Source organism: Bacteroides faecium, from assembly GCF_012113595.1.
Taxonomy (GTDB): domain Bacteria; phylum Bacteroidota; class Bacteroidia; order Bacteroidales; family Bacteroidaceae; genus Bacteroides; species Bacteroides faecium.
This window is the reverse complement of record NZ_CP050831.1, coordinates 1,688,735-1,711,500: the sequence shown is the minus strand read 5'-3', so window position 1 is coordinate 1,711,500 and position 22,766 is coordinate 1,688,735. Positions and strand designations below refer to the sequence as shown.

The window sequence follows — 22,766 nt, the reverse complement described above, 5'->3', positions numbered from 1 at the left end:
ACCCGTAATTTTATGTAATTTTGCGCCCGTTTATAAACAAGCACATGATGAAAAAATACATTCTATTATTTCTTTGCCTGATAACTGTTTCGGGCAGTTTTGCACAGATGAAGGATTTCAAGTTCAAATTCTACGGACAGATTCGTACAGACTTTTATTATAACAGTCGTGCTAATGAAGAAACTGTGGATGGGTTGTTTTATATGTATCCCAAAGATAAGGTACGCGACGAAGACGGGAATGACTTGAATTCAACGCCGAACAGTAATTTCTATACGTTATATTCGCGCCTGGGAGTAGACGTTGCCGGTCCTAAACTAGGAACTGCCAAGACGTCCGCCAAAGTGGAAGTGGATTTCCGCGGTACAGGTACTTCTTATTCGGTAGTCCGTCTCCGCCATGCTTATCTCAATTTGGATTGGGGCAAATCTGCTTTATTACTTGGTCAAACCTGGCATCCGTTGTTCGGAGATGTCTCACCGCAGATTCTTAATCTTTCCGTAGGGGCACCTTTCCAACCGTTCAGCCGTGCGCCGCAGATTCGTTACCGCTACACACATAAAAACTTCCAATTGACAGGAGCAGCGGTGTGGCAGTCGCAATATTTATCTCAAGGCATTGATCCGGAAAACCCTCTAAAGAGCAAGAAAAGTCAGGAGTACATAAAGAAAGGCTGTGTTCCCGAAGTTTATATCGGAGCAGATTATAAGAATGGAGGTTTACTGGCCGGTGCGGGTATTGAGATGCTGTCATTGAAGCCCCGCACAGAATCAATCGGAGAAAACGATAAGAAATATAAGGTAGACGAACGGATTACCACGCTTTCTTATGAAGCACACGTAAAATACACCAATAAGAATTGGTTTGTCGGTGCTAAAAGTGTGCTGGGCTCTAATCTCACACAGATTTCCGGTTTGGGCGGATTTGGAGTAAAGTCCGTCAATGAACGTACAGGAGAGCAGAAGTATACCCCGATACGTTTTTCCAGTTCCTGGCTGAACGTTGTTTACGGACAGAAATGGAAGCCGGGCGTGTTTGTCGGTTATGCTAAAAACTTGGGAACAAGCGATGAATTATATGCCCCGGATGGAAAAGCACAAGTATATGGTACGGGAACAAACCTCGACCAACTCGTCACTGCGGGAGCAGAACTAACTTACAATGTACCTCATTGGAAATTTGGCTTGGAATATACACTGAGCTCGGCATGGTATGGCAAAACGGATAAAACAGATGGAAAGATAATAGATACTCATGCCGTCTGTAATAACCGTATTGTAGCAGTAGCTATGTTTATGTTCTAATCTATACCTCTACATAGAGTTTTTTGCATATTACTATTGTCACTCGTCACTTCTGGCATCTAAACAGCACATTATCAACAAGTAAAAGTGACAATAGATAATGATAATAAGGTGCAATAGAATGAAGAAGAACATTCTATTGTCACCTTTACTTTATCCGCTTCCTTCCTAAAAGTTTCAACCCCATTTGAAACTATTTGTTTCTCGGTGTGAAACACTTCGTTTCACTACTTGAAACACTTCGTTTCTCGGTGTGGAACACTTTGTTTCATGGCTTGAAACAAAAAGAGCCAATACTTGAAACAACTTTTTAGTCCGGGACTTCACTTTTCGTTTCTATCAAATTCACTCTATTTCTGTAGTTCCACTTCAAAACTAGCTCCATCTTTGCAAGTAAAACGGAGTACCGTTTGCTTCTTATCAGACGAAAGGACTTTGCAGAAAGGAGTTTCTTCCACATTCCATCTACCTTTCAAGGTAACAGTGACTGGTATTTCACCACTTTCGTTATTAATCCATGGACGGGAATAAATACTGCGCTCTATCCGTTTTCCATCTTTATCAAAAACTTCGTCACTCGCTCCACGATACAATGCCAAATCAGGTTGGGCCACGGTAAGCAGCATTTTATCCTGAGATTCTTTCCGAATCATCACCAGGCAAGAAGTATCCGTGCGCTGTAATAATTCACCGGGAAGTACCGATTGAGGGGTTTCAAAAAGTACATAAGAGTAGATGCCATCAGTCAGCGACTGTACAATATGAGCATTACAATCCTGCTTCAAGACTTTATAAGCAGGTTTCTTACCGAATGTTTTCATTGCAGCCTCATTCGTCTGTGGTAGAACGGCATATTCATAACTTCCACCTTTTGGAGCTTTTCCATGATTCACGACTAATGAAACCCAATCTCCTTTCGTTTCCTTACCAGTATCCTGCATACGGGAATATTGTGGAAAAGCTTTCTCAAACTTAGCAGCAACAGGTACATAATATCCGGTTCCCAGATGATCGATCCATGTCTTGCCCTCACCTTGATAATTCTTCCAGTAATCATGCCCTGCCTTATCAATTACTGACAACTGGAATATGGTCGTTTCAGTAGGATATTCCGTATTGGTATTTTCAATATCCGAGCCCAAGCAAACAATCATTCCGCCGATGAAATGGTAGGATTTGCGTGCCCGGTGGGAACCGTTGTACTTATCATGCTCATGTAATTTCATACCGAAGTTGCCATTTTCTTTCCGTTGTGACAATCCTCCGGCAAAAGCCTCGTCGGAATAGAGCATTTCTTCCATGCCGGAGAAGGTATCTACATTCAAAACTTTAGCTTTCAACTGTTCTAGCGGAAGATGGATGGAAGTCACTCCCGGGATACGGTTCCAGTCGAAACCTTCCTGCTGCCACCCACTTGTGGCAGGAGTAACGCTCTGCCCCGGTGCCGCTGTCAGGATTTGCAGGCTGCCATGTGCCAGATAACGTCCGTAAAGATTGTGCCCCAAATAATGTTCCGACGCCCAAAGATAACGGGAATGCCCACGAGCCACTGCCGACCAATTGTTACGGCGCTGTACAGATACACAGCCATAGCCAAGCGCCAGATTCCCCTGCGGTTCGGGTTCAGGGCGAAAACCTTTTTCTACAAGCAGCTTCGCAACCTTCCGTTCCTGTGCGTTGGATACTTTTGGCATATATTCCGGTTCCTGCTCTTTGGAAGAAGTATCTGAAACAAGACGCAGATAAGCAGATGCCATCTCTTTATCGAACCCAAACCTTCCGTCGGAAGTTCCTGCCATAGCCATCATTGCATAGTGCATCGGCACTAATTTCCCCTTTCCATCGGGATGACGACCGGACATTGACAATGGGAAATTCAGCTTATTACAGTAGAAACGCATTGCAAATAATACATTTCTCACCGTTTCATGCGCCAGTTCCGAGATAGCAAATTCTGTCCGGCTGAAAAGATAAATCATATTAGTCGCCCCGTCCAAACCACCGACGGCATAAGCGGGATAGTGATTACGATGGTGGAAAACACCGCCATCTATCTTAAATGAGCCTGCCAATCCCGGAGCGGGACGGCAACCATAATCAATCCATCGGGAAAAAGACTTCAGGTATTGCAACTTTTCCGGCGTATCTTCCATCATCAGGATACTTGCGATGCGACCGGTGGTCTGTGTGTTAAATGAGTCCATATCAATGCCGTTACCTTCCGGTTTAGGATATACTTCATTCGCAATGGCATACCACTGCAATGTGCGTTCGGCTTCTTGCAACTTACCGGCTTCACGAAGTACGTCTTTCATCAGGAAGTACGCCAGATACAATCCGCGAACACTATACCCGTAATGATGGATATTTCCCCAACAACTACCATAAGCCACTCCCTGATCGGTTATGTGGTCATACATAGCCAGGAATTTTTGCTTCATTTCTTTCTGAAGCTCGGGTTTTGCAGTACTATTATTATACGCAACAGCAATCCGTTTCATCAAATCAAAGTAAGCACGCATTTCTATACCGAGTTTGGTTAACATATCCTTATCCCAGTCCGGTATAATCCGTTCATAGGCCTCAGAAGCACGTACCATATAAACAGGTACACCTGATACTTGACCGTTTTTATAAGTAATCTGATAGAAATCATATTTTTTGCGGATAGTCTCCACTTCTTTGTCCGAGAGCTTGCCTTTTGTATAATTCATATCACGGAAACGCTTCTCCAACAGTTGCATTTCTTTCTTTTGCTTGTCGCTGACAGGGGTCAATTCGATATCCGGCTTCAAAAGAGAGTGTTTATAGATAACCAGCCAATGGTTGTTTGTTCCGGGATTCACAAAAGGCACTTGCAAATCGGCAGTCTGTTGGCGGGAGTCTACTTTAGTTGCAGTAATCAAATGGTCGATGAAAAGGCTTCCTTTTGAATTTGGAGCAACAATGCGAAGTTCGTTCATACCTTCTTCCGGCGTACCTTGCATATCCCGTTCATAACAAACCCATGCGGCACGCCAACCACTGAAATTGATACCGAAAGGGAATGAAGTACATTTCTTCCCGTCTTTCAAGAATTCAAATTCAATAGTTGCATTTTGGGGTTCTTCATTATACACCCACACTATAAAAGCTGAAAGATACAGGTCTTTACCGGTCGGATCTTTCTTTTCAAACTTCAAGTCTTTTTTGAGTTCTAATATGCCACCTGGTTCAAAGTCCCATTTCATCGAATGTTTTCCGTCTTTATAATGTATATCGGAGACGGAAAGTTGGGAATGGACACTCGTAATGCAGCCCGGAATCTGGGGTTCTTCAAAAGAGAACAGTCGTTCGTCTGTTACTACTTGCGCATGAAGAAATGCGGAACATAAAAAGGATAATAGAGTCAGTACTCCGAGTCTGGTAAAAGATTGTTTCATCATAGGTATATTATCTGATTAGTTTTCTATATGCAAGTTTAGAATGTAGTCACTTTAAAACCGGTAAACAACACGTGATTCTGTAATAGACGTAAGCCGAAATGTCCGTCTCCCAAGCCATCCGTCACAGAATAACGGAAAAGCTCCTCGTCATTCACTGAATAAGTCGTTATTCCTTTTTTTACTTGAATCTGTATTTGATACCATTGATTGGGAGCAAGTAGATGCGGCGCGTCTGTATATTCATTCAACAGTGGTTTTACTTTATCGTCTGCCACTCCATAATACTCACCTCGGTAACGACGGAAACGGGTCGTAGAATTGTCATTTCCCCCGTATCCAACGTAGAAAAGGTTCAATGTATTGTAGTTTTTAAAGACACCATTCCGCCATTCGCTACGGGCAAAAAGGTTGTCTGGATGTTTAGGGTCATTGGCTGCCCAAAAGCAATTCAGGTCGCTCAGACGGTCGTACTTTCCGCCTTTCATTACCATACAGATACGGTAGTTTATCTCATAATCCCCTGTCAGACGTTGCTGATACCACAGTGTCAAGCCACCGGGAACAATCAGTTCCAATGTATCTGCACGCTCTATTATCCGCAAGGCATGAGATTCGTCTTCTGTTTTCCATTGCTTGGCAAAGGAGTTTTCGTGTTGCGCAAAGAGCATTGCACTATTCAAAAAGAAAAAAGTAATCAAGCTGTAGCTAATAAAAAATCGCTTCATCATTACGGTATTAGTTTAAAGATCGTTCTTCCGGATACAAAGAAACCCCTCTTTTCGAAAAAAGAGGGGTTCAAATTGTACAAAATATCTCAAATTACGTATTGACCGAGAGATTATATTACCAATATCTTACTGTTTTTTCGTCAGTAAACTTCTCATACCAGTTTTTATTAGTAGTACCTTTGCTATCTACCCAATCAGGAAATTCCTTGTACGCTTCTTTAAAAGGAACACTTTCATAAGCATGACGTGTACCAACCGGAACTTTAACACCCCAAGTAGAACCCTTCACATTAGAATACGGAATATTTGCATCCAAAGAACTATTGTTACGAACTTGTTCATCATAATCAGCTTTATAAGAAGAAGTCGGCGCATAGCCTTTCATATGCACTTCTTTATCTTTAGCACCGGGACTAGTAGTATCTTTTACCTTAATAAAGAAATTCTGTCTATTAGTATCAAGAATAAGACTTCTAAATGCTTCAAGCTGGGCATTTCTATCATCGCCCGTCAAGCCTTCCTTACCAATCAATCTAACTTCGGCACGCAACATCGGTAATCCTTCTTTCATACCATCAACTGTCACTTGGAACATATTGGTATTATCATCCTTTAAATCAACCAAACCATCCAATACAATCACTGTACCTTCAGCTTGTGCCTTATCCACAGACAAAGTAGCCACACGTTTCTTTGTAGCGTCTACACGCTTATCATCCCAGTTCCAGCCATCTTTTCTAATAAAAACCACATCCTCCGCAGAAAGTTCTTTTTTTACCAAATCCGTCATCATTCCTTGTCCGGCTTTCAAAACTAGACTTGCAGTAACTCGGTCAACAAATTTTTTATCCAAACCTTCCAAAACAACACCAAGTGCAGTCGGATATATACCACCTACCGCACGAACATCCAAAGTAAGCAACAATTCTTCTTTGCTTCCTTGAAGTGCCATCTGTTCAGCACTTTGGCATTCAGTTACTTTCAAATCATATTCGAAAACGACATCATTGTAGTCATCATCATACCATGAAGCCATTTCTGTAGGCCAGCCGTCTTCAAACATAACCACTCCTGTGTTATGATAGAAAAGATATCCAGCATCAGTTTCATCTGTCGGCTGTACTGCATCTTCAGGAAGCGCAAGCGTAACCGATGCCAAACGATTAGTTTCAAAATTGAAATCCTTGCCCAAATTATCTCCACTACGACTAACCGGAGATAAAGCAAATTCCTTCATAATTTCCGTTCCCGAAACTGTATTATATTTCATATACACTTTCTCGCAAGCAACAGGAACGTTCAGAGTAAGAGCACGAGTATCCTTTACAAGCACATCACCTGCAAGCAAACTCGCTTCTGAACCACTCTTATCTGAGTATACATTTACCAATGCCGAAGCATTAACCGGATCAACCGTACCCGAACCCCCATTTCCATTCTCCAACTCCGCGTCTGAGCACGAAGTAGCTACTAACATTGTCCCCATAAGGACATACATCAAATTTTTAATCTTCATCATTATTCCAAAGTTTAAATTATTGTTTGTTTCATTATTCCATGGAATCATACCGTTTGACTTGCATCGGCATGCCCCATTAGTTAACTAATCAAAAATATCTTTAACGTCTAATTACCTTTTCAGTCCCCTTATTTGTGTTTTCAATCCTTTTCATCGAATATAATCACAAAGTCTGAAATATCGTCCAAAAGCCCTGTTCATGAACAATGGCTAATATATACAAGTTATTTAGTATATTTGCATACAGCAGAACATACAATACAACAAATGTAAGGCATTTGTTTGAATTATACAAGTTTTTTAATAAATATCTCAAGGGAAATGGACCAGGTTTTATATGGCATAGATTTCATAGAATACTATTTCTATTGGATATACTATAAGTTTATAGGGTATCCTCTGATCATAAGAATATGCTCAATCGCTGTTATGTTCTGCATTATTGCGTACTTGTTCCTGATGTTCCATATCATATATGGTATATTCAAAAGACGGAAAGAAAAACGGAGATATAATAAAGCGTTCGATAAGTATTATGAAGAAATGAAGGCTATCTCATTAGATTCCAATGCATTAAACGAAGAAGAGATAGCGGACAGGTTAGCATACGATACGAAAAAACGCCCCAAGCCTGCCGAACTACGCATCATCACTCAGCTATTAACGGAAATTAAGAGTGTACATGAGGATGAAATCAATGAGGTCAACTACCAATCTATACAAACCGTATTCCAGATAACACGTTTTCTCGAACGTGAACTCCAGTTCGGGACTAAAAGAGCTAAGATACAAGCCCTGAAACTTATTCAGTCCATCAACGGATATGCTTCCGAAGCCGTACTAGTACGTTTCCTCTACCATCGCGAGATGGAGTTGAGAAATTCGGCACGTTATACTTATATGTGGTTAAGCCAGGGAGATCCGTTCCGTTTCTTCGACGAAGATATCAGCATGAAGTTAAGGCAATGGGATATGATGGAACTGCATGCCATCCTTGAACATCGTAAGAAGGTAGGTTATAATACCCCAAGTTTCATTAAATGGGTAAACACTTCGGCCGAGGAAAATGTTAAGATATTCTTTATTAATGAGATCAGACTATATAACGAAACAGAAAGTGCACCGATTTTAGCAAAACAAATCAACGCGCGCTCTACGGAAATACGGGGCGAAGCGATAAAAACTTTAGGAAAACTAAAATACAAGGAAATAGAACCCAAGTTGATTGAAATGTATCATGTACAACCGGAAGAAGTCAAGCGGCAAATCATCACAGCCATTGCAGACCTGAAAACGGACAAAGCCTTGGGATTTCTTTACAATGCTTACGATGAAGCAGACAATTGGGGAACGAAACGGGTAATACTGAAAGCCCTATATGACTATAGCGCCATGGGAAGAAAAACCTTCGATCAATTGGAGCGAAAAGCTGATTCTCACACTGCGATATTGTTCGCCCATACGAAGCATCCGTTAATCAACCAGTTAAATTAGAGAGCATGAAAGATATTATATTTACATTCTTCAATTATTTCGTATTCTTTTATACGAGTATGCTGGCGATAAGCTTTGTCACTTTCGCTTTCCTCTCTTTCATTTCGCTGAAACGGAGAAAAGATTATTATGTGGAAAGTTATATGCGGAAGACAATCAAAGAATCTCCTTACACACCCGGCATCTCGGTGATTGCTCCTGCCTACAATGAAGAAAAGACAATCATCGACAATATCAACTCCATGCTTGCGTTAGAATATCCGCTCTTCGAGGTAATCATTGTAAATGACGGCAGCACGGACAGCACTTTGGAGAAAATGATCGAGCATTATGAACTGGTAGAAGTGCCATATGCATATATCGAACGAATCAAGACCAAACCATTCAGAAGACTTTTGAAGTCGACGAATCCAAAATACAGCCAGCTCATCATCGTCGACAAAGAAAACGGTGGAACCAAGGCGGACGCATCCAATGCAGGTATCAACGTCTCTTCATATCCTTACTTTATCTGTACGGATGTGGATTGTATCCTGGAGAAATACGCTCTTTACCGTTGTATCTCACCGATTATCTCTTCGGACAAGCAAGTGATTGCAGTCAGCGGAACGATGCTGATGGCGAACGGATGTGTAGTGAAAGACGGGCAGATTGTTGACGTCAGGACTCCCCGTACCCCGATTCCGCTTTTCCAGAACTTGGAATATATGCGTTCATACCTGATTGGCAAGATGGGATGGTCTGCCATCAACGGCATGCCGAATGTATCCGGTGGATTCGGGCTTTTTGACCGTTCCGTAGCTATTGCGGCCGGTGGATACGATGCTCCGTCCTTTGCGGAAGACATGGATTTGATTACCCGCATGGTAGGATATATGTGCGACTTCTCGCGCCCTTACAAGATTGTGCAGATTCCGGATACCTGTTGCTGGACGGAAGGACCGCCTAACCTCGCGATGCTTTACCGTCAACGTACCCGCTGGGCACGCGGATTGATTCAGACGCTGAGTATCCATCATAAAATGATATTCAATAAGACCTATAAGCAGATGGGACTGCTCACGCTGCCCTATATGTTCATCTTTGAACTTCTGGCACCCATCATCGAGTTGACAGGTCTGATAGTATTCCTCTACCTGGCCTTCACGGGAGCGGTCAACTGGAATACGGCATGGATGATTTATCTGACAATCTACACGTTCTGCCAGTTCCTCTCCATTGTCGTTATCACCTACGATTATTATGTCGGGATGCTCTATAAGAGAGGGTATGAATACCTGTGGATTATCATTGCGTCGATATTGGAACCGATTTTCTATCACCCTATCATCACTTTCTGCTCTTTGAGAGGATACCTCAGTTATCTGACGAACAGAGACTTCAAGTGGAAGAAGATGGAACGGGCAGGATTCAAACAGAAAAAAGGAAGCGAAACCGGAACCGGCGGTGATGCAACGATGAAACCCGAACCGGCAACGATTTAAGTTAGAAAGATATAAATAACGAGATAGAATGAACAGAGAGTTTCTCCATAAGATTACCATATTAGGCTGTCTGCTTTTGCTGATCACCTCTTCTGTAGGTACTGACAAAGGATTCCAGACACCGGAGCAATATGCCCAGATTGTGCAAGAGCATTTTGCCAACGAAGAGTGGGAAGCGGGGAAAGAAATATTGGACGAAGGGCTTCAGAAATATCCGAATGTTTCTGACCTTGAATGGCTTATGGGAAAGTACTGGTTCCACGAAAAGGACTACGACCAGTCGCGCTACCATCTTGTCAAAGCTGTCGATGACAATTACAATAACGTCAATGCCAAGCATTTGCTGGTAGACGTAGAAGATATTACGGAGAATTATTCCAGTGCGATTTGTTATGTGAACGAATTGTTGGAAGTGAATCCTTATTGGCGAGGTTTATGGCGGAGAAAGATTGAACTTTACCGCAAACAGAACAACGATGTGGAAGCCGACCGCCTGTTGAAACGAATCAACCAGATTTACCCGAACGACACCATTCTGAGAAAAGATTATATCTACAGTATGGAGATAGGCTACCAGCAGATGAAGAAGGGTGGTAACCGGAAAGAAGCGATTGAAAAGCTGACGGAGCTAATCAAAGTATCTCCCGATAATGAAGAATATTATCTGGACATTATCAACCTGCATTTGCAGGAAGGCAATCGGGAAGCAGCTTTAGGATGGACGTCAAACGGTTTGGCTGTGCTCCCCGGCAGCGGCGCCCTTATCGTAAAAAGAGCTTCTATCCTCGGTGAATTGGCACGTTATCCTGAAGCGTTAGCATTTATGCGCGAGCAAATGCGAAGAAACAACAGTCCTGCCATACGCCGTATGTATAACGACCTGTTGATGGAAGCTGCCCGTGCGGAAAAGCAACGGGATCCCTATGTACTGTATGGAATGGCCTACGAAGGAGGAAACAAGAACAAAGAAGCGTTGGACTATCTGCTGAATACCTCGGTGACAAGGGGCTATACTGACGATGCATTGTTCTATATCCGGGAAGCCAAGAAGCAATACGGCAATTCGGATAAAGGTATTTTATACAAAGAGTATATGCTTTATCGCCAGATGAACGAGGATGACCTCGCTTATTCCGCCTTAAAAAAGCTGTATGATATGTATCCCGATGACTATGACATCACATTAGCCATGTCTGCGCAGCATATGAAGAAGGCGGAAAAGTTAATGGAACTCGGGTTGTACGCAGAAGCATTGCCCCATGTGTTATTTGTTTCCCAAAGGCATTTTGACAATGAAGTCAATGGCGCTGCCTGGGAAAAAGCGTTGAGCTGCTACATAAATATGAAACGTTACAACGAAGCACTTGCTACTTTGGATACCATTACCCTTCACTTCCCGGAATATGAGAACGGCACGTTGAAAAGGGCATTTATTCTCGATAAAATGGATAAAACCGAAGAAGCTTTGCAACTTTATCTATCCGCTATCGAGCAAAGTGATGAGGATATGCGCATCTTCTACGTCATCGGATACGAAGAATTAGCCGTTCCTTATATCAAGAAGTGCATGGAAGCGGGAGCTACAAAGAAAGCATATAGCGAAGCGGTCAAACTCGTCAGCCTGAATCCATCGAGTGATTTGGGGTTACGGTATGCTATCAACTCCGCCGGCTTATTAGGAAAATACGATGAATTCGAGAAATATACGGAACAGGGAATCAATTACTATCCCGAAGAGCCGTTCTTCCAAGCCAAAAGATCGACTATTCTTGAACGTGACAAGAAGTATGAGGCTTCTTTGGAATTCTTGAAACCGATACTCAACAAGTATCCGAGCAACAAGGAGATTATCGGTGCTTTCTCGCAAAGCAGCGAATACCGCGCCTTGCAGTTGACAAAAGCGAAAGAGCCTGAACAGGCTCTCGCCGTACTCGATACAGCCCTGCTTTATGACAGCCAGAACCGTTCGCTGAAATACACTAAGGGAGTCGTATATGAAGCTAACAGGCAGGCAGATTCAGCTTACTATTATCAGAAGTTTTACGAGCCGTCCATCATGGAATATCGCTCTTTCCAACGCCACTTATCGGGTCTAAGAAGCATGATGCTCAAGAATGAGATAGCGTTGACTTATCTACGTGCACGCTATGGAGAAGAAGACATCATTACTTCCGTCGCAAGTGCCGAGTACACCCGTAAAAACCAAAAGAACACCTATACGGGACGTCTCAACTATGCCGGACGAAGCGGTTCGGCAAGCGACAGCATGGAAGCCGAAGAACAGACACCGGGTGGAGTCGGCATCCAGGTACAGGGGGAATGGACACATCACTTCTCGCCCAAATGGAGTGCTACGGTCAACGCAGCGCTCGCCAACAAATACTTCCCGGATATTACTGCCGATGTTGCCGTAAGGCATTACCTCAAGAACGACTGGGAAATAGGCGCACACGTGGGATACAGACGCGTAGCCGCCTACAACAAGCATTACGAATGGAATGATGAATTCTTCGCAGGCAGCAACGGAGAGAACGGGTTCTTATTTACCGGTTGGGACGAGTCAAAGACGAACCTACTGACCCTTGGTGGAGAAGTAGCCAAGACTATCGAAGTAGTCCGGCTGAATACAAAACTGGACTTGCACTTCTTCAACTCCAACTTCTATTACAATGCCCAGATTGGCGCCAAGTATTTCCCTGCCAACGATGGAAAGACGAATATCAACGCCATGGCAAGCATCGGCTCGGCACCGGAAACAGCCGTGCTGGATTATGCCTTGCCCGGTTCCTTCTCGCACACCAACACAATGGTGGGCTTAGGGGGACAATACATGGTCAGCCCCAACATTACCATAGGATTAATGGGTACTTGGAATACCTATTATAACCAAACGAATACGGTGAAAGGAACCAGTCCGCTCAACCGGATAGAATCCATATCGACACGTTATAAAAACTTATACAACATCTATGCACAAATCTATATCTCATTCTGACAAGCTCTGCCCCCTATTGGCGGGAATGATATGCATTTGCTGTCTGCTATCCGGTTGCCGCATGCAGGCACGTACGGAGATGTTCCCATCGAAAGAAGGATACCTAATCACGATTGGGGAAGACCCGACCGACCGGGACACCCGATGGGCAAAATACTTGTACGAGCATCTCAAGAAACGTGCCAATGACGATGAAATGATAGCTTTTGGAGTTTCAGAGAAAGAGATGTGGCATATTATCATCCAGATAGACCCGACGGTGCAGGAAGGATTCAGAATCTCCCGCAAAGGTTCGGATATTAGATTGACGGCTTCTGACGACCGCCAAATGCTATGGCTGCAATACCAACTCATAAAAAAGATAAGCAAGGAAGACCCTCGCATAGATGGTTCCGACCTTCCGCCGGCACTCGTCAACCTGACGGATACTTGCGGCACTTTTGCCTTCGATTATCAAAGTATCTACTCGCCGGCAGGCCTGAATCCCGACTATACGGGAGTGATGGGGCTTAATAACTTTGACGACAGTTGGGGGATATGGGGACACAACCTGCGGAAGGTACTGGGAGACAACGTAGACAAAGTATACGCCACCATTCATGGGAAGACAGACGACTCACAGCTTTGTTTTTCTTCCCCGGAGATGTACCGGCAGATTGAAGAATACATCGTGAACAACTTCGGTGAAAAGGGGAATTCCCGCTTTGTCATCGCACCGGATGATAATCCTTACGCCTGCACATGCGCAAGCTGTACAGCCATGGGAAATACAGAAAAGAATGCGACGCCTGCCGTCACAGAGTTGATACTCCGCCTGGCACAACGCTTCCCGAAGCATACCTTCTTTACTACTTCCTATCTGAGCACGCAACAAGCCACTGAGAAGCCATTACCGGCAAATGCCGGAGTAATGGTCAGCGCCATAGACTTCCCGCTCCGCCGGATAGACGGCAAAGACGCGCAGGAAAAGAAGTTTGCACAGCAATTGGAGAACTGGAAAAAAGTAACGAAGAATATCTATATATGGGATTATATCAACAACTTCGATGATTACCTTACTCCTTTTCCCATATTAAAGATAGCCCAACAACGACTCCGGTTTTTCAAGCAAAACGGAGCCAGCGGCATCTTCTTCAACGGAAGCGGATACAACTACTCTTCTTTCGATGAAATGAGGACTTTTGTATTATCGGCACTCCTTATTAATCCGGAACAGTCCGTGGATGATTTGGTAAAAAGCTATTTCAATCAGGAATATCCCGTATCAAAGAAATGGTTGTACGATTATTATATCGGCTTGGAGAACAGCACTCAGTCAGGAAAGAAACTGGGGCTTTACGCAGGAATCCAGGAATCGGAAAACTCATTCCTCAACCCGGAGAAATTCACCGAATTCTATGATGAAATGGGGGATTTTGTTTCTGACGCAAAAGGGCAGGAACGTAAAAAGCTTCACGGGCTCCAGACAGCCTTGTCTTTTACACGGCTGGAAATGGGGCGTGACCACAGTTATGACGTCTACGGATATGCCAAACGAAACGGAAAAGAAATCCAGGCGAATCCTCAGGCGCGGAAATGGATAACCCAACTTAAAGAACATAAAGCCTTCGCCGGAATGGATTGTTATAATGAGTCGTCCAATGAGATTGACTATTATATAAAGGAATGGGAGCAATATATACTTGCTTCCGACATAAAGAAGAATTCATTCTTGGGAATTGCTCCGTCTTCAACTCCGAAGATGAATAAAAACAGCCTGAAAAGACTGACAGACGGCACACACGGTCTACCCGACAATTATCATTTCGGCTGGATCATCTTCCCGCAAGAAGAATGTACCATCGACTTGCCTGTGAAAGAAGTCAATGAATCAGGAACAGTTTATATCAGTTTCCTGAATCTCCCCAGGCATCGCATATACGCACCGCAACAAATCGAGGTATCGAGAGACGGGGCAAGTTATAAGAAAATAAACCTAAATGCGGAAGATTCCGTTGAAAAGGGAGAAATGGTGAAAGCCATCGTCCCCATCGACTTGAACGGAACAGAGTTGTTAAGTATAAAAATAATCGGTACAAAGAAGCCCGGAGCTCAAATTGGCGTGGATGAAATAGCATTCATTCCATAACAAGTCCTCCCGAAAAAGTGACATCATAAAAAGCAATGGTAACTATGAGCAAATCTATCATCTATATTCTCCTCCTGACTGTGCTTCCTTTCTGCTTCGCGGGATGCAAAAAGGAAGTGCGCCCCACGAGCATGACCATAAAGGATTCCGTCAGGCATTACTATCCCATCAAACAAGGGCAACAACTTGACATCATGTTCACTATCACCAATACAGGAGACGCTCCTTTGATTATTTCGGAGATGCAGCCCTCCTGCGGTTGCATCATTCTGGACAAAAGTTCGCATATCATCATACCTGAAGACGGTATCCGTCAGTTCAAGGCGACCTACAACAGCATTAAGAATGTAGGAGAAGTCATTCACCGTATCCGGATTTACGGCAATATGCTTCCTAATGGAAGAGCCGAGCTGAAATTCGACGTCAATGTAGTGCCGGACGCCGATTATACGCGCGACTATGAAGAACTCTACCAAGAGTTCAACACTAAAAACGGTATTGTCAGAGAGATGGTAGACGGAAAAGAATCCGAATTGGGATACTATGTAGGAGAACCATAAAAATAAGTAATAGGGATTAACCTATCACTTATTACCTATTGTGTTTTCTAAGGATGTAGCTCCTTGAATGCCGCATTCTCTTCTTTTACATGCTCTATGGTCTGTTTCAATTCACCGACAGGCAAGTCATAGCCATACCAACCCGTATAGCAATCCACCACATACCATTTCCCATCAGACGAAAGTTCGAATTCGACACGCAAGTCAATCTCCGACTCTTCATATCCCGCCTCGAACACCTTATGCTTGGGTTCGTTCACCGTGAACTTGGAGACGTAAATACCACCTTCTTCCTGAGAGATGCGTTCTTCCTTCATCGTTTCACTATCCAGCAACGGCCATTTTTCTTTGGTGAAAGGGAATGTTTTCTCGGTTTCACCGTCATCTGCCAGTAAGGTAATCGGAGTTTTCAACGGAAACTTGATACGGGTATATTGGAATGCCGCACTGGAAGTAAACTTATCCAGAAACATCTTGAAGTCTTCCTGTTGCTGCGCCGTCTCATTCCCGGCTTCGGACATCGAATCGCTACCGTAAGAGTTTAAGGACACGCCCGCAAGCAACACACTGGCTAACAGACTAAACAAATACCTTTTTACTTCCATAATCATAAAATATTAGTGGTTCATTCCCGCTATATTGAGTATCACTTTTAGGGCACAAAGATAATCACAAGTTAAACATTCCCAAACAATGAAGTCCCGAAATAGGACACATACAGTTAAACAACCCTAAATCACAAGCACCCGATGTGGGGTAAACTTATCTTTGAGGGTATTTATGCTAATTAAGAACATTAAATCAATATACAAATGAAACATTTACGTTGTTTTCTTCTCTCAGGGATCCTGCTCTTCTGCTGTATGCAGGACGTCATTTATGCCCAGTCTGCCACTTTCCGGACAATCCCCGAACCTTTGCGGGGCTACTGGCAATTTAAAACAAACAATGTATCCGACTGGAACGGGCCGCTGATCGGAGAAAACTTTGTGGAAGCTCTCTATACCGTTTTCCAGGTCGAACAGATGGAAAAGGAAGCCGACGGGAGCTATCTCTTCCACCTGCGAAACCAAAATGGGAATAAAATGGATTTCCGTTTCACCCCTATCAGTGAAGATAGCGCCATCCTCTTCTATCAAGGCTGGAAAGAACCGAAACACTGTGTGCGTAAGCTAATTCCCGACCACACGGAAATGCTCACTCCCACCACACTGCCTGACATTGTTTACAAGAAATGGGTGAAAGGACTGTCGGGCAATGTTCTATACGAATTTACACGCGACGGTAAACTGCTATACGACGGAAAGACATGGGACATCGTATCCGCCGGACATTTCCTTAACAAAGAGTATCGCCTGCTTGCTAAAAACGGAGAACAGTACAAACTCTTTTACCTTAGCTTCCCCTTCCCCGGCTCAATGAAGGTAGCTGCCGAATTACAGAGTGAAACAGTATTTCCCATCGCAACTTCCCGCCCCGAAGTATATGCCATCACCGGATGCCTGGTCAATCCGGCAACCGGAGACTGGGTCATCGGCTTTTTCGAGAATTTCGCCGTTTACCAATGCCGGTTCTGGGACTATGAATCGATACGGACTAAAAAGAACAAGACAACCATCTTGCTGAAAAGCGGCACAGACCGATTGGCGATCCAAATGAAACGGAATAACGAGACGTCCTGTACATTAAAATTCGGAAAAGAAAAGCCACAGGCATACAACTTCTGTGACAGTCAGCGTCTGCCTGATTATCCGCAAGCCGACAATACACCGTTTATCGACAACGGCTACCGGACAGACAGTGTGACGATTACGGGCTATCTACGTAACCTGCCTTCCGACAGGCCTTTCGAAATAACTGTGCCCGATATGGTTACCGGCAGAGAAGTGAAATATTACACAGACATAGATTCTTTGGGACGATTTTCAATCCGCTTTCCGGTATTGAACAGCCACAACATATTTATTGATTGGGGGCGCACTACTATTTGGACGTGTGTCGAACCGGGCGAAACCTACTTTCTGTTCGCGGATTTTGCCGAAAGAAAGAAACTTTTCATGGGAGACAAGTCACGATTCCTCAATGAATTATTAACTTACGAAAGCCCCAGAGAGTACCTGAACTACGATGAAGAGCAAAAAAGAAGTAATTTAGAATACCTGCATAAAACACAAGAAAGAACCCAACGAAAAATAACATATCGGGAGAAATTCCTCCGGGAACACCCTTTGCTATCAAAAAAATTCCGTTACTACACCGAGAATGCAATCCGCTATGACGTAGCATCCGACCTGATGCAACGCCGCTTCAACGTCAACCGTAATAAGCAGGAGCATCTGGACAAGGAGTTTATGGACTATGTAGACTCAGTCTGTTATCCACACCCCGTACAACCCTATACTCTCTTCAGAGACTACGGGTCTTTTATGAGAGATTATGTCGGATACTTGGGAGATATCGTTCCGGCTAAACAGAATACGAACGTGACGCCGTCCAGGTTGAAGGAGATTTATAATGAACTTGACGCTAAAGGAACGATCAAATTGTCTGCCGAAGAGAAAGCGGCGCTTCATGATTTCTGCGAGATTCAGAAGAAGATTGACAGTTTGAGCGTTTCAAAAGCCGACTCTTTGGAAATAATAGCCTATGCCGAAAAGCTGAAACCGAATATTGAAGTCATACAGTATCTCGTAAGCAGAGACAATCTTCTTAACGAACACATACAAACGGAGATGTATTTGAATGCAACCAACCAGTCCCTGGCAATCATCGACTCTCTGCAAATGGATGCCAACTTAAGAGAAATATTGAAGACCAACTGCTACTATACAATACTTCAAGGCACCCACAAGGAATTGCCGGACATACTTATGGATAGGCTCAAGAAAGAGGTATCCAATCCTTCCCTACTAACTTACGTAATGAATCAACAGCAGAAATATGAGAAAATATCGAATAAGGCGATTGAATATCCCGAAAGCCTGATGCCCAACGAACCCTTGGCAGAAATTACAGATGGTGAACAATTATTCCGCAAAATCATCGAGCCATACAAAGGCAAGGTTATTTATCTGGATGTATGGGGCACCTGGTGCGGTCCGTGCAAGGACATGATGCAGCATGCAGGAAAGATAAAGAAGCTATTTGCAGGAAAAGATGTAGTATTCCTCTATCTTTGCAATCACTCTTCGGACAAATCGTGGCGGAACATCATCAAGGAATATGGCCTGGCAAGCAAAAGTGCCGTTCATTATAACCTGCCTGACAAGCAACAAAATGCTATCGAGAGATTTCTTGGCGTCCGCTCCTTCCCAACCTATATGTTAATAGACAAGGAGGGGAACATTGTGAACCGCGAAGCTCCCAGGCCCGTTATGGAAGACCAACTCCTAAATGCCGTTTACAAGGAACTGGAGAAGTAAGCGGCACTTACTTCTTCCGCAAATATTCATATCCGAAACGGCAATACAGGCATTTTTTCCTGTCACAGTATTCCTTTCGCAGTTGTATCAACGCTTGGCTGTCCGCAGCAGAAGCTACGGGCAGTCCGGCGTTGCTCCATGCACGGGTTATATGGTTATCTTCCGCCTTCAACTCTTCCAGGAAACGTCCGGCACGTTCACACATCCGCTCGTCCGCTTTATGCAAACCGTAGGTGTATAGAAAAGGTGTCACAGTATTTATGATAATCAAGTTTTTCGAGCTCTCCCCTAATACTTTCTCCTTTTGCGGAGAAGTCTGTCCGAATAAATAATGACTTTCCCAATAAGCAGAAGTACGGGTAGTCAGCAACTCCCTTACTTCCGATAATGTTTCAGCTTCCAGCAACCGCGAGAACAACTTATCCCCTTTCTGATAAAGATAAGCCAACTGTGCCAGGCGAATATGTGGAAAATTCTCCGGGCGAAGCCTGAGAAAACGCCACAATGTGGCATCCATCACTTGAGTAAACTCAAACTTTCGTTGCAAATAACGAAATTCTTTGCAAAGGTGAAGGCTATACTCGTCTTCCTGTTCCTTTTTCAGAAACGTATCTTCGAGTAGTCCCGCCAAACCGTAGAAAAAAGCTTCTATCTGAAACAAATCATTACGGTGCTTATCTATGGCACGGAGCGGAAGCAAACCCGCCCACGTTTCAAAAGCATCCCCGTTCAGTCCAAAACCAAAGTTGCGGGCAAGGGTGATGAAGAAAGCGTCTTCCCAGTTGTTGTTACAGTGTTCAAGACGCTGCGTTATTAACCGCGCTTTTTGTTCCAACCGTTCAGTCTGCAAAGCTGTCAGCCAGGAGTGAACGGTAAGTTTGGGCAGGGAAGCAAGAATAGGATAGCAAGCCGGATACTGGTCAGCCGCACAAAGTTCGTGATAATGAGATTGTATATGCTCGGGGCATGTCAATTGCATTTGTGGGATGGCCTCGCCGCTAGTGCGGGCTATTTCTTCGTCTGCTTCTCCCACTACATGGAGAATCACCGAGTCGTAAACCTTGTCACCATCATGTCCGTGGCGGAGCCAGTCCGAAGCATGAGCGTGTATTTCGACGTTTCCCACCCACAATGTACCGTTTATTTTTAGTTTTGCATTGAAAAAGTCGGGGCCGGCATTGGGATTTTGAAGGCCGGAATCAATCACTTCTACCGGTAAGCCCTTCGTGGTTTGCAGTACTTTCAGAGGAAATAATTTATGTTTCCACACGTAGTGGAGAAGGTGTTCCATGTTAACAAGACGTTAATGTGCGCTGCAAATGTAATAAAAATCTTATCTTTGCGACTATTATTTTGAATATAAGTCAGAAAACAATGAAAATAGCACTAATCGGTTACGGAAAAATGGGCAAGGAGATAGAAAAGGTTGCCCGTAGTCGCGGACATGAAATCGTCTGCATCATTGATGTCAATAATCAGGATGACTTCGAATCGGAAGCGTTCAAATCTGCCGATGTAGCCATAGAATTTACCAATCCGATGGTAGCTTACAGTAATTATATAAAGGCTTTCAAGGCCGGAGTGAAACTGGTATCAGGCAGCACCGGATGGATGGACGAGCATGGCGAAGAAATCAAGAGACTCTGTACGGAAGGCGGAAAAACACTTTTCTGGTCGTCTAATTTCAGCTTGGGAGTAACCATTTTCTCTGCACTGAACAAGTATCTGGCAAAGATTATGAACCAATTCCCCGGTTATGACGTCACCATGAGCGAGACACATCATATCCACAAGCTGGATGCTCCCAGCGGAACAGCCATCACACTGGCTGAAGGCATTTTACAGAATATAGACCGCAAAGACAAATGGGTGAAAGGAACATTTGCAGCACCGGACGGCACCGTCAGCGGAACCAACGATTGTGCCGCCGACGAACTTCCTATCGCTTCCATCCGAGAAGGAGAAGTTTTCGGTCTTCACTCCGTACGCTATGAGTCTGATGTAGACAGCATAACTATCACGCATGATGCCAAGAGCCGTGGCGGATTTGTATTGGGAGCCGTATTGGCTGCCGAATATACAGCCCAGCACGAAGGCTACCTGGGTATGAGTGATTTATTCCCATTCCTGAACGACTAAATTTAAGGACCTAGTTCTAAATAAATATATCATTATGAGACAAGCCACACGCGCACAATGGATTAAATGCGCCATTGCTATCCTACTTTATCTCGTCTTCCTGCTTTGGGTACGAAGCTGGTGGGGATTGATTGTTGTTCCCTTTATTTTCGATATTTATATTACCAAGAAAATACCCTGGTCTTTTTGGAAGAAGTCGAAAAATCCGGCGGTACGCAGCGTTATGAGCTGGATAGATGCCATCGTCTTTGCGTTGGTAGCCGTCTACTTCGTCAATATCTACATCTTCCAGAATTATCAGATTCCTTCTTCTTCTTTGGAAAAGTCATTGCTGGTAGGCGACTTCCTGTATGTGAGCAAGATGAGTTACGGACCACGTGTACCGAACACTCCGCTTTCCATGCCGTTGGCACAACATACACTGCCGCTCGTCAACACCAAATCGTACATCGAGTGGCCGCAATGGAAATACAAACGGGTTCCGGGATTCGGCAAGGTGAAGCTGAATGACATTGTTGTGTTCAACTTCCCGGCAGGCGATACGGTAGCTGTCAATTATCAGCAGACTACGGATTTCTATACACTGGCTTACGGCATAGGTAAACAAAAATATCCCAAACATATAGAAATGGATAGTCTGACACGCCAACAGCAACAGGCTGTCTATGATTTATATTATAATGCCGGACGTAAACAAATCCTTTCAGACAAACGTACTTATGGAGACGTTCTTTGGCGTCCTGTGGACCGTCGTGAGAATTACGTAAAACGCTGTGTCGGTTTACCGGGAGATACTCTCCAGATTGTAGACGGACAAGTAATGATTGATGGAAAAGCCATCGAAAATCCGGAAAACCTGCAATTTAACTATTTCGTTCAGACTACAGGACCATACATTTCCGAAGATATGTTCCGCGAGCTAGGTATCAGCAAAGCCGATCAAACTTTATATGATGATTCCGCATGGGAAGAAGTTTTCACTCAGATAGGGTTGAGCAACCGGAATGCACAAGGCAAAATGACTCCAGTCTATCATTTGCCACTTACAAAGAAAATGTATGATACCCTCTCGAACAATAAAAAACTGATTAGCAAGATTGTCATGGAACCGGAAGATTTCACAGAAGGTCCGATGTATCCTGCTAATTTGTACACCAAGTGGGATCGCAACAACTACGGTCCTATCTGGATTCCCGCTAAGGGAGCCACCATTACGCTGACAGAGGATAATCTTCCTATCTACGAACGTTGCATCGTAGCTTACGAAGGCAACAAACTGGAAATCAAGCCGGACGGCATCTATATCAATGGTGAAAAGACCGACCAGTATACCTTTAAGATGGATTATTACTGGATGATGGGTGACAACCGCCACAACTCTGCCGACTCCCGTTACTGGGGCTTTGTTCCCGAAGATCACGTAGTAGGCAAACCTATTGTTGTATGGCTATCACTTGACAAAGACCGCGGATGGTTTGACGGCAAGATTCGCTGGAACCGCCTGTTCAAGTGGGTAGACTAAGCAGATTCTATGTTTTAGACGCGTCTAAAATTTTCTATAAAGAATC

Annotated in this window: 14 protein-coding genes; 9 read left to right on the top strand and 5 right to left on the bottom strand. The window is 43.9% G+C overall.

Features of this window, described 5'->3' with window-relative positions; all coding sequences use genetic code 11:
- Positions 1-47 precede the first annotated feature (47 nt).
- Entirely contained in the window at positions 48-1,304 is a 1,257-nt protein-coding gene (locus tag BacF7301_RS06005) for a DcaP family trimeric outer membrane transporter (protein ID WP_167967122.1), read from the top strand.
- 350 nt (positions 1,305-1,654) lie between these two features.
- On the opposite strand, the gene BacF7301_RS06000 is transcribed toward BacF7301_RS06005, so the two are convergent.
- The 3 genes from BacF7301_RS06000 to BacF7301_RS05990 all read right to left on the bottom strand — a co-directional run bounded on the left by BacF7301_RS06000 (position 1,655) and on the right by BacF7301_RS05990 (position 6,973).
- A complete protein-coding gene (locus tag BacF7301_RS06000) occupies positions 1,655-4,729 on the bottom strand; it encodes a chondroitinase family polysaccharide lyase (protein ID WP_167961123.1) in 3,075 nt (1,024 codons plus the stop codon).
- Between the two features lie 35 nt (positions 4,730-4,764).
- Complete coding sequence (locus BacF7301_RS05995; RefSeq protein ID WP_209319506.1) at positions 4,765-5,457, bottom strand: DUF6250 domain-containing protein; 693 nt, start codon at positions 5,455-5,457, stop codon at positions 4,765-4,767.
- Between the two features lie 115 nt (positions 5,458-5,572).
- Positions 5,573-6,973: an LruC domain-containing protein gene (locus tag BacF7301_RS05990; protein WP_167967120.1), complete on the bottom strand. Its 1,401-nt coding sequence runs from the start codon at positions 6,971-6,973 to the stop codon at positions 5,573-5,575.
- A gap of 324 nt (positions 6,974-7,297) precedes the next feature.
- Between BacF7301_RS05990 and BacF7301_RS05985 the strand changes: the two genes are divergently transcribed.
- Genes BacF7301_RS05985 through BacF7301_RS05965 form a run of 5 tightly spaced genes read left to right on the top strand, consistent with a single transcriptional unit; the run spans position 7,298 to position 15,637 of the window.
- Positions 7,298-8,470, top strand: coding sequence for a HEAT repeat domain-containing protein (locus BacF7301_RS05985; RefSeq protein ID WP_167961121.1), 1,173 nt, complete (start codon positions 7,298-7,300; stop codon positions 8,468-8,470).
- A gap of 5 nt (positions 8,471-8,475) precedes the next feature.
- Entirely contained in the window at positions 8,476-9,954 is a 1,479-nt protein-coding gene (locus BacF7301_RS05980; RefSeq protein ID WP_167961119.1) for a glycosyltransferase family 2 protein, read from the top strand.
- Positions 9,955-9,982: 28 nt separating this feature from the next.
- Entirely contained in the window at positions 9,983-12,949 is a 2,967-nt protein-coding gene (locus BacF7301_RS05975) for a hypothetical protein (RefSeq protein WP_167961117.1), read from the top strand.
- Positions 12,924-15,077 carry a DUF4838 domain-containing protein gene (locus tag BacF7301_RS05970; RefSeq protein WP_167961115.1) on the top strand — a complete coding sequence of 718 codons (2,154 nt, stop codon included), beginning with the start codon at positions 12,924-12,926 and terminating at the stop codon, positions 15,075-15,077. The genes BacF7301_RS05975 and BacF7301_RS05970 overlap by 26 nt, the downstream gene beginning before the upstream one ends.
- Before the next feature lie 44 nt (positions 15,078-15,121).
- On the top strand, positions 15,122-15,637 hold the full coding sequence (locus BacF7301_RS05965) for a DUF1573 domain-containing protein (RefSeq protein WP_167961113.1): 516 nt from the start codon (positions 15,122-15,124) through the stop codon (positions 15,635-15,637).
- A gap of 47 nt (positions 15,638-15,684) precedes the next feature.
- Here BacF7301_RS05965 and BacF7301_RS05960 read toward each other — a convergent pair whose 3' ends face one another.
- Positions 15,685-16,242, bottom strand: coding sequence for a DUF4348 domain-containing protein (locus BacF7301_RS05960; protein WP_167961111.1), 558 nt, complete (start codon positions 16,240-16,242; stop codon positions 15,685-15,687).
- A 207-nt stretch (positions 16,243-16,449) separates the two neighbouring features.
- Here BacF7301_RS05960 and BacF7301_RS05955 point away from each other — a divergent pair, with 207 nt between their 5' ends.
- Positions 16,450-19,059: a TlpA family protein disulfide reductase gene (locus BacF7301_RS05955; RefSeq protein WP_167961109.1), complete on the top strand. Its 2,610-nt coding sequence runs from the start codon at positions 16,450-16,452 to the stop codon at positions 19,057-19,059.
- Between the two features lie 7 nt (positions 19,060-19,066).
- On the opposite strand, the gene BacF7301_RS05950 is transcribed toward BacF7301_RS05955, so the two are convergent.
- Positions 19,067-20,350 carry a DUF2851 family protein gene (locus BacF7301_RS05950; protein WP_167961107.1) on the bottom strand — a complete coding sequence of 428 codons (1,284 nt, stop codon included), beginning with the start codon at positions 20,348-20,350 and terminating at the stop codon, positions 19,067-19,069.
- 83 nt (positions 20,351-20,433) lie between these two features.
- Between BacF7301_RS05950 and dapB the strand changes: the two genes are divergently transcribed.
- Together dapB and lepB are read left to right on the top strand one after the other, a co-directional pair.
- Positions 20,434-21,198: a 4-hydroxy-tetrahydrodipicolinate reductase gene (dapB, locus tag BacF7301_RS05945; RefSeq protein WP_167961105.1), complete on the top strand. Its 765-nt coding sequence runs from the start codon at positions 20,434-20,436 to the stop codon at positions 21,196-21,198.
- Positions 21,199-21,232: 34 nt separating this feature from the next.
- Positions 21,233-22,720 (top strand): signal peptidase I, encoded by a 1,488-nt coding sequence (gene lepB / locus BacF7301_RS05940; protein WP_167961103.1) that lies wholly within the window; start codon positions 21,233-21,235, stop codon positions 22,718-22,720.
- The last annotated feature ends 46 nt before the right edge of the window (positions 22,721-22,766 follow it).

Bases quoted from the DNA above. Each gene is read 5' to 3' on its own strand.
- BacF7301_RS05995 (WP_209319506.1), bottom strand. From the start codon at position 5,457: ATGATGAAGCGATTTTTTATTAGCTACAGCTTGATTACTTTTTTCTTT.
- BacF7301_RS05970 (WP_167961115.1), top strand. From the start codon at position 12,924: ATGCACAAATCTATATCTCATTCTGACAAGCTCTGCCCCCTATTGGCG.
- BacF7301_RS05990 (WP_167967120.1), bottom strand. From the start codon at position 6,973: ATGAAGATTAAAAATTTGATGTATGTCCTTATGGGGACAATGTTAGTA.
- BacF7301_RS05965 (WP_167961113.1), top strand. From the start codon at position 15,122: ATGAGCAAATCTATCATCTATATTCTCCTCCTGACTGTGCTTCCTTTC.
- dapB (WP_167961105.1), top strand. From the start codon at position 20,434: ATGAAAATAGCACTAATCGGTTACGGAAAAATGGGCAAGGAGATAGAA.
- BacF7301_RS05950 (WP_167961107.1), bottom strand. From the start codon at position 20,350: ATGGAACACCTTCTCCACTACGTGTGGAAACATAAATTATTTCCTCTG.
- BacF7301_RS05960 (WP_167961111.1), bottom strand. From the start codon at position 16,242: ATGGAAGTAAAAAGGTATTTGTTTAGTCTGTTAGCCAGTGTGTTGCTT.
- BacF7301_RS05975 (WP_167961117.1), top strand. From the start codon at position 9,983: ATGAACAGAGAGTTTCTCCATAAGATTACCATATTAGGCTGTCTGCTT.
- BacF7301_RS06005 (WP_167967122.1), top strand. From the start codon at position 48: ATGAAAAAATACATTCTATTATTTCTTTGCCTGATAACTGTTTCGGGC.
- BacF7301_RS05980 (WP_167961119.1), top strand. From the start codon at position 8,476: ATGAAAGATATTATATTTACATTCTTCAATTATTTCGTATTCTTTTAT.
- BacF7301_RS06000 (WP_167961123.1), bottom strand. From the start codon at position 4,729: ATGATGAAACAATCTTTTACCAGACTCGGAGTACTGACTCTATTATCC.
- lepB (WP_167961103.1), top strand. From the start codon at position 21,233: ATGAGACAAGCCACACGCGCACAATGGATTAAATGCGCCATTGCTATC.
- BacF7301_RS05955 (WP_167961109.1), top strand. From the start codon at position 16,450: ATGAAACATTTACGTTGTTTTCTTCTCTCAGGGATCCTGCTCTTCTGC.
- BacF7301_RS05985 (WP_167961121.1), top strand. From the start codon at position 7,298: ATGGACCAGGTTTTATATGGCATAGATTTCATAGAATACTATTTCTAT.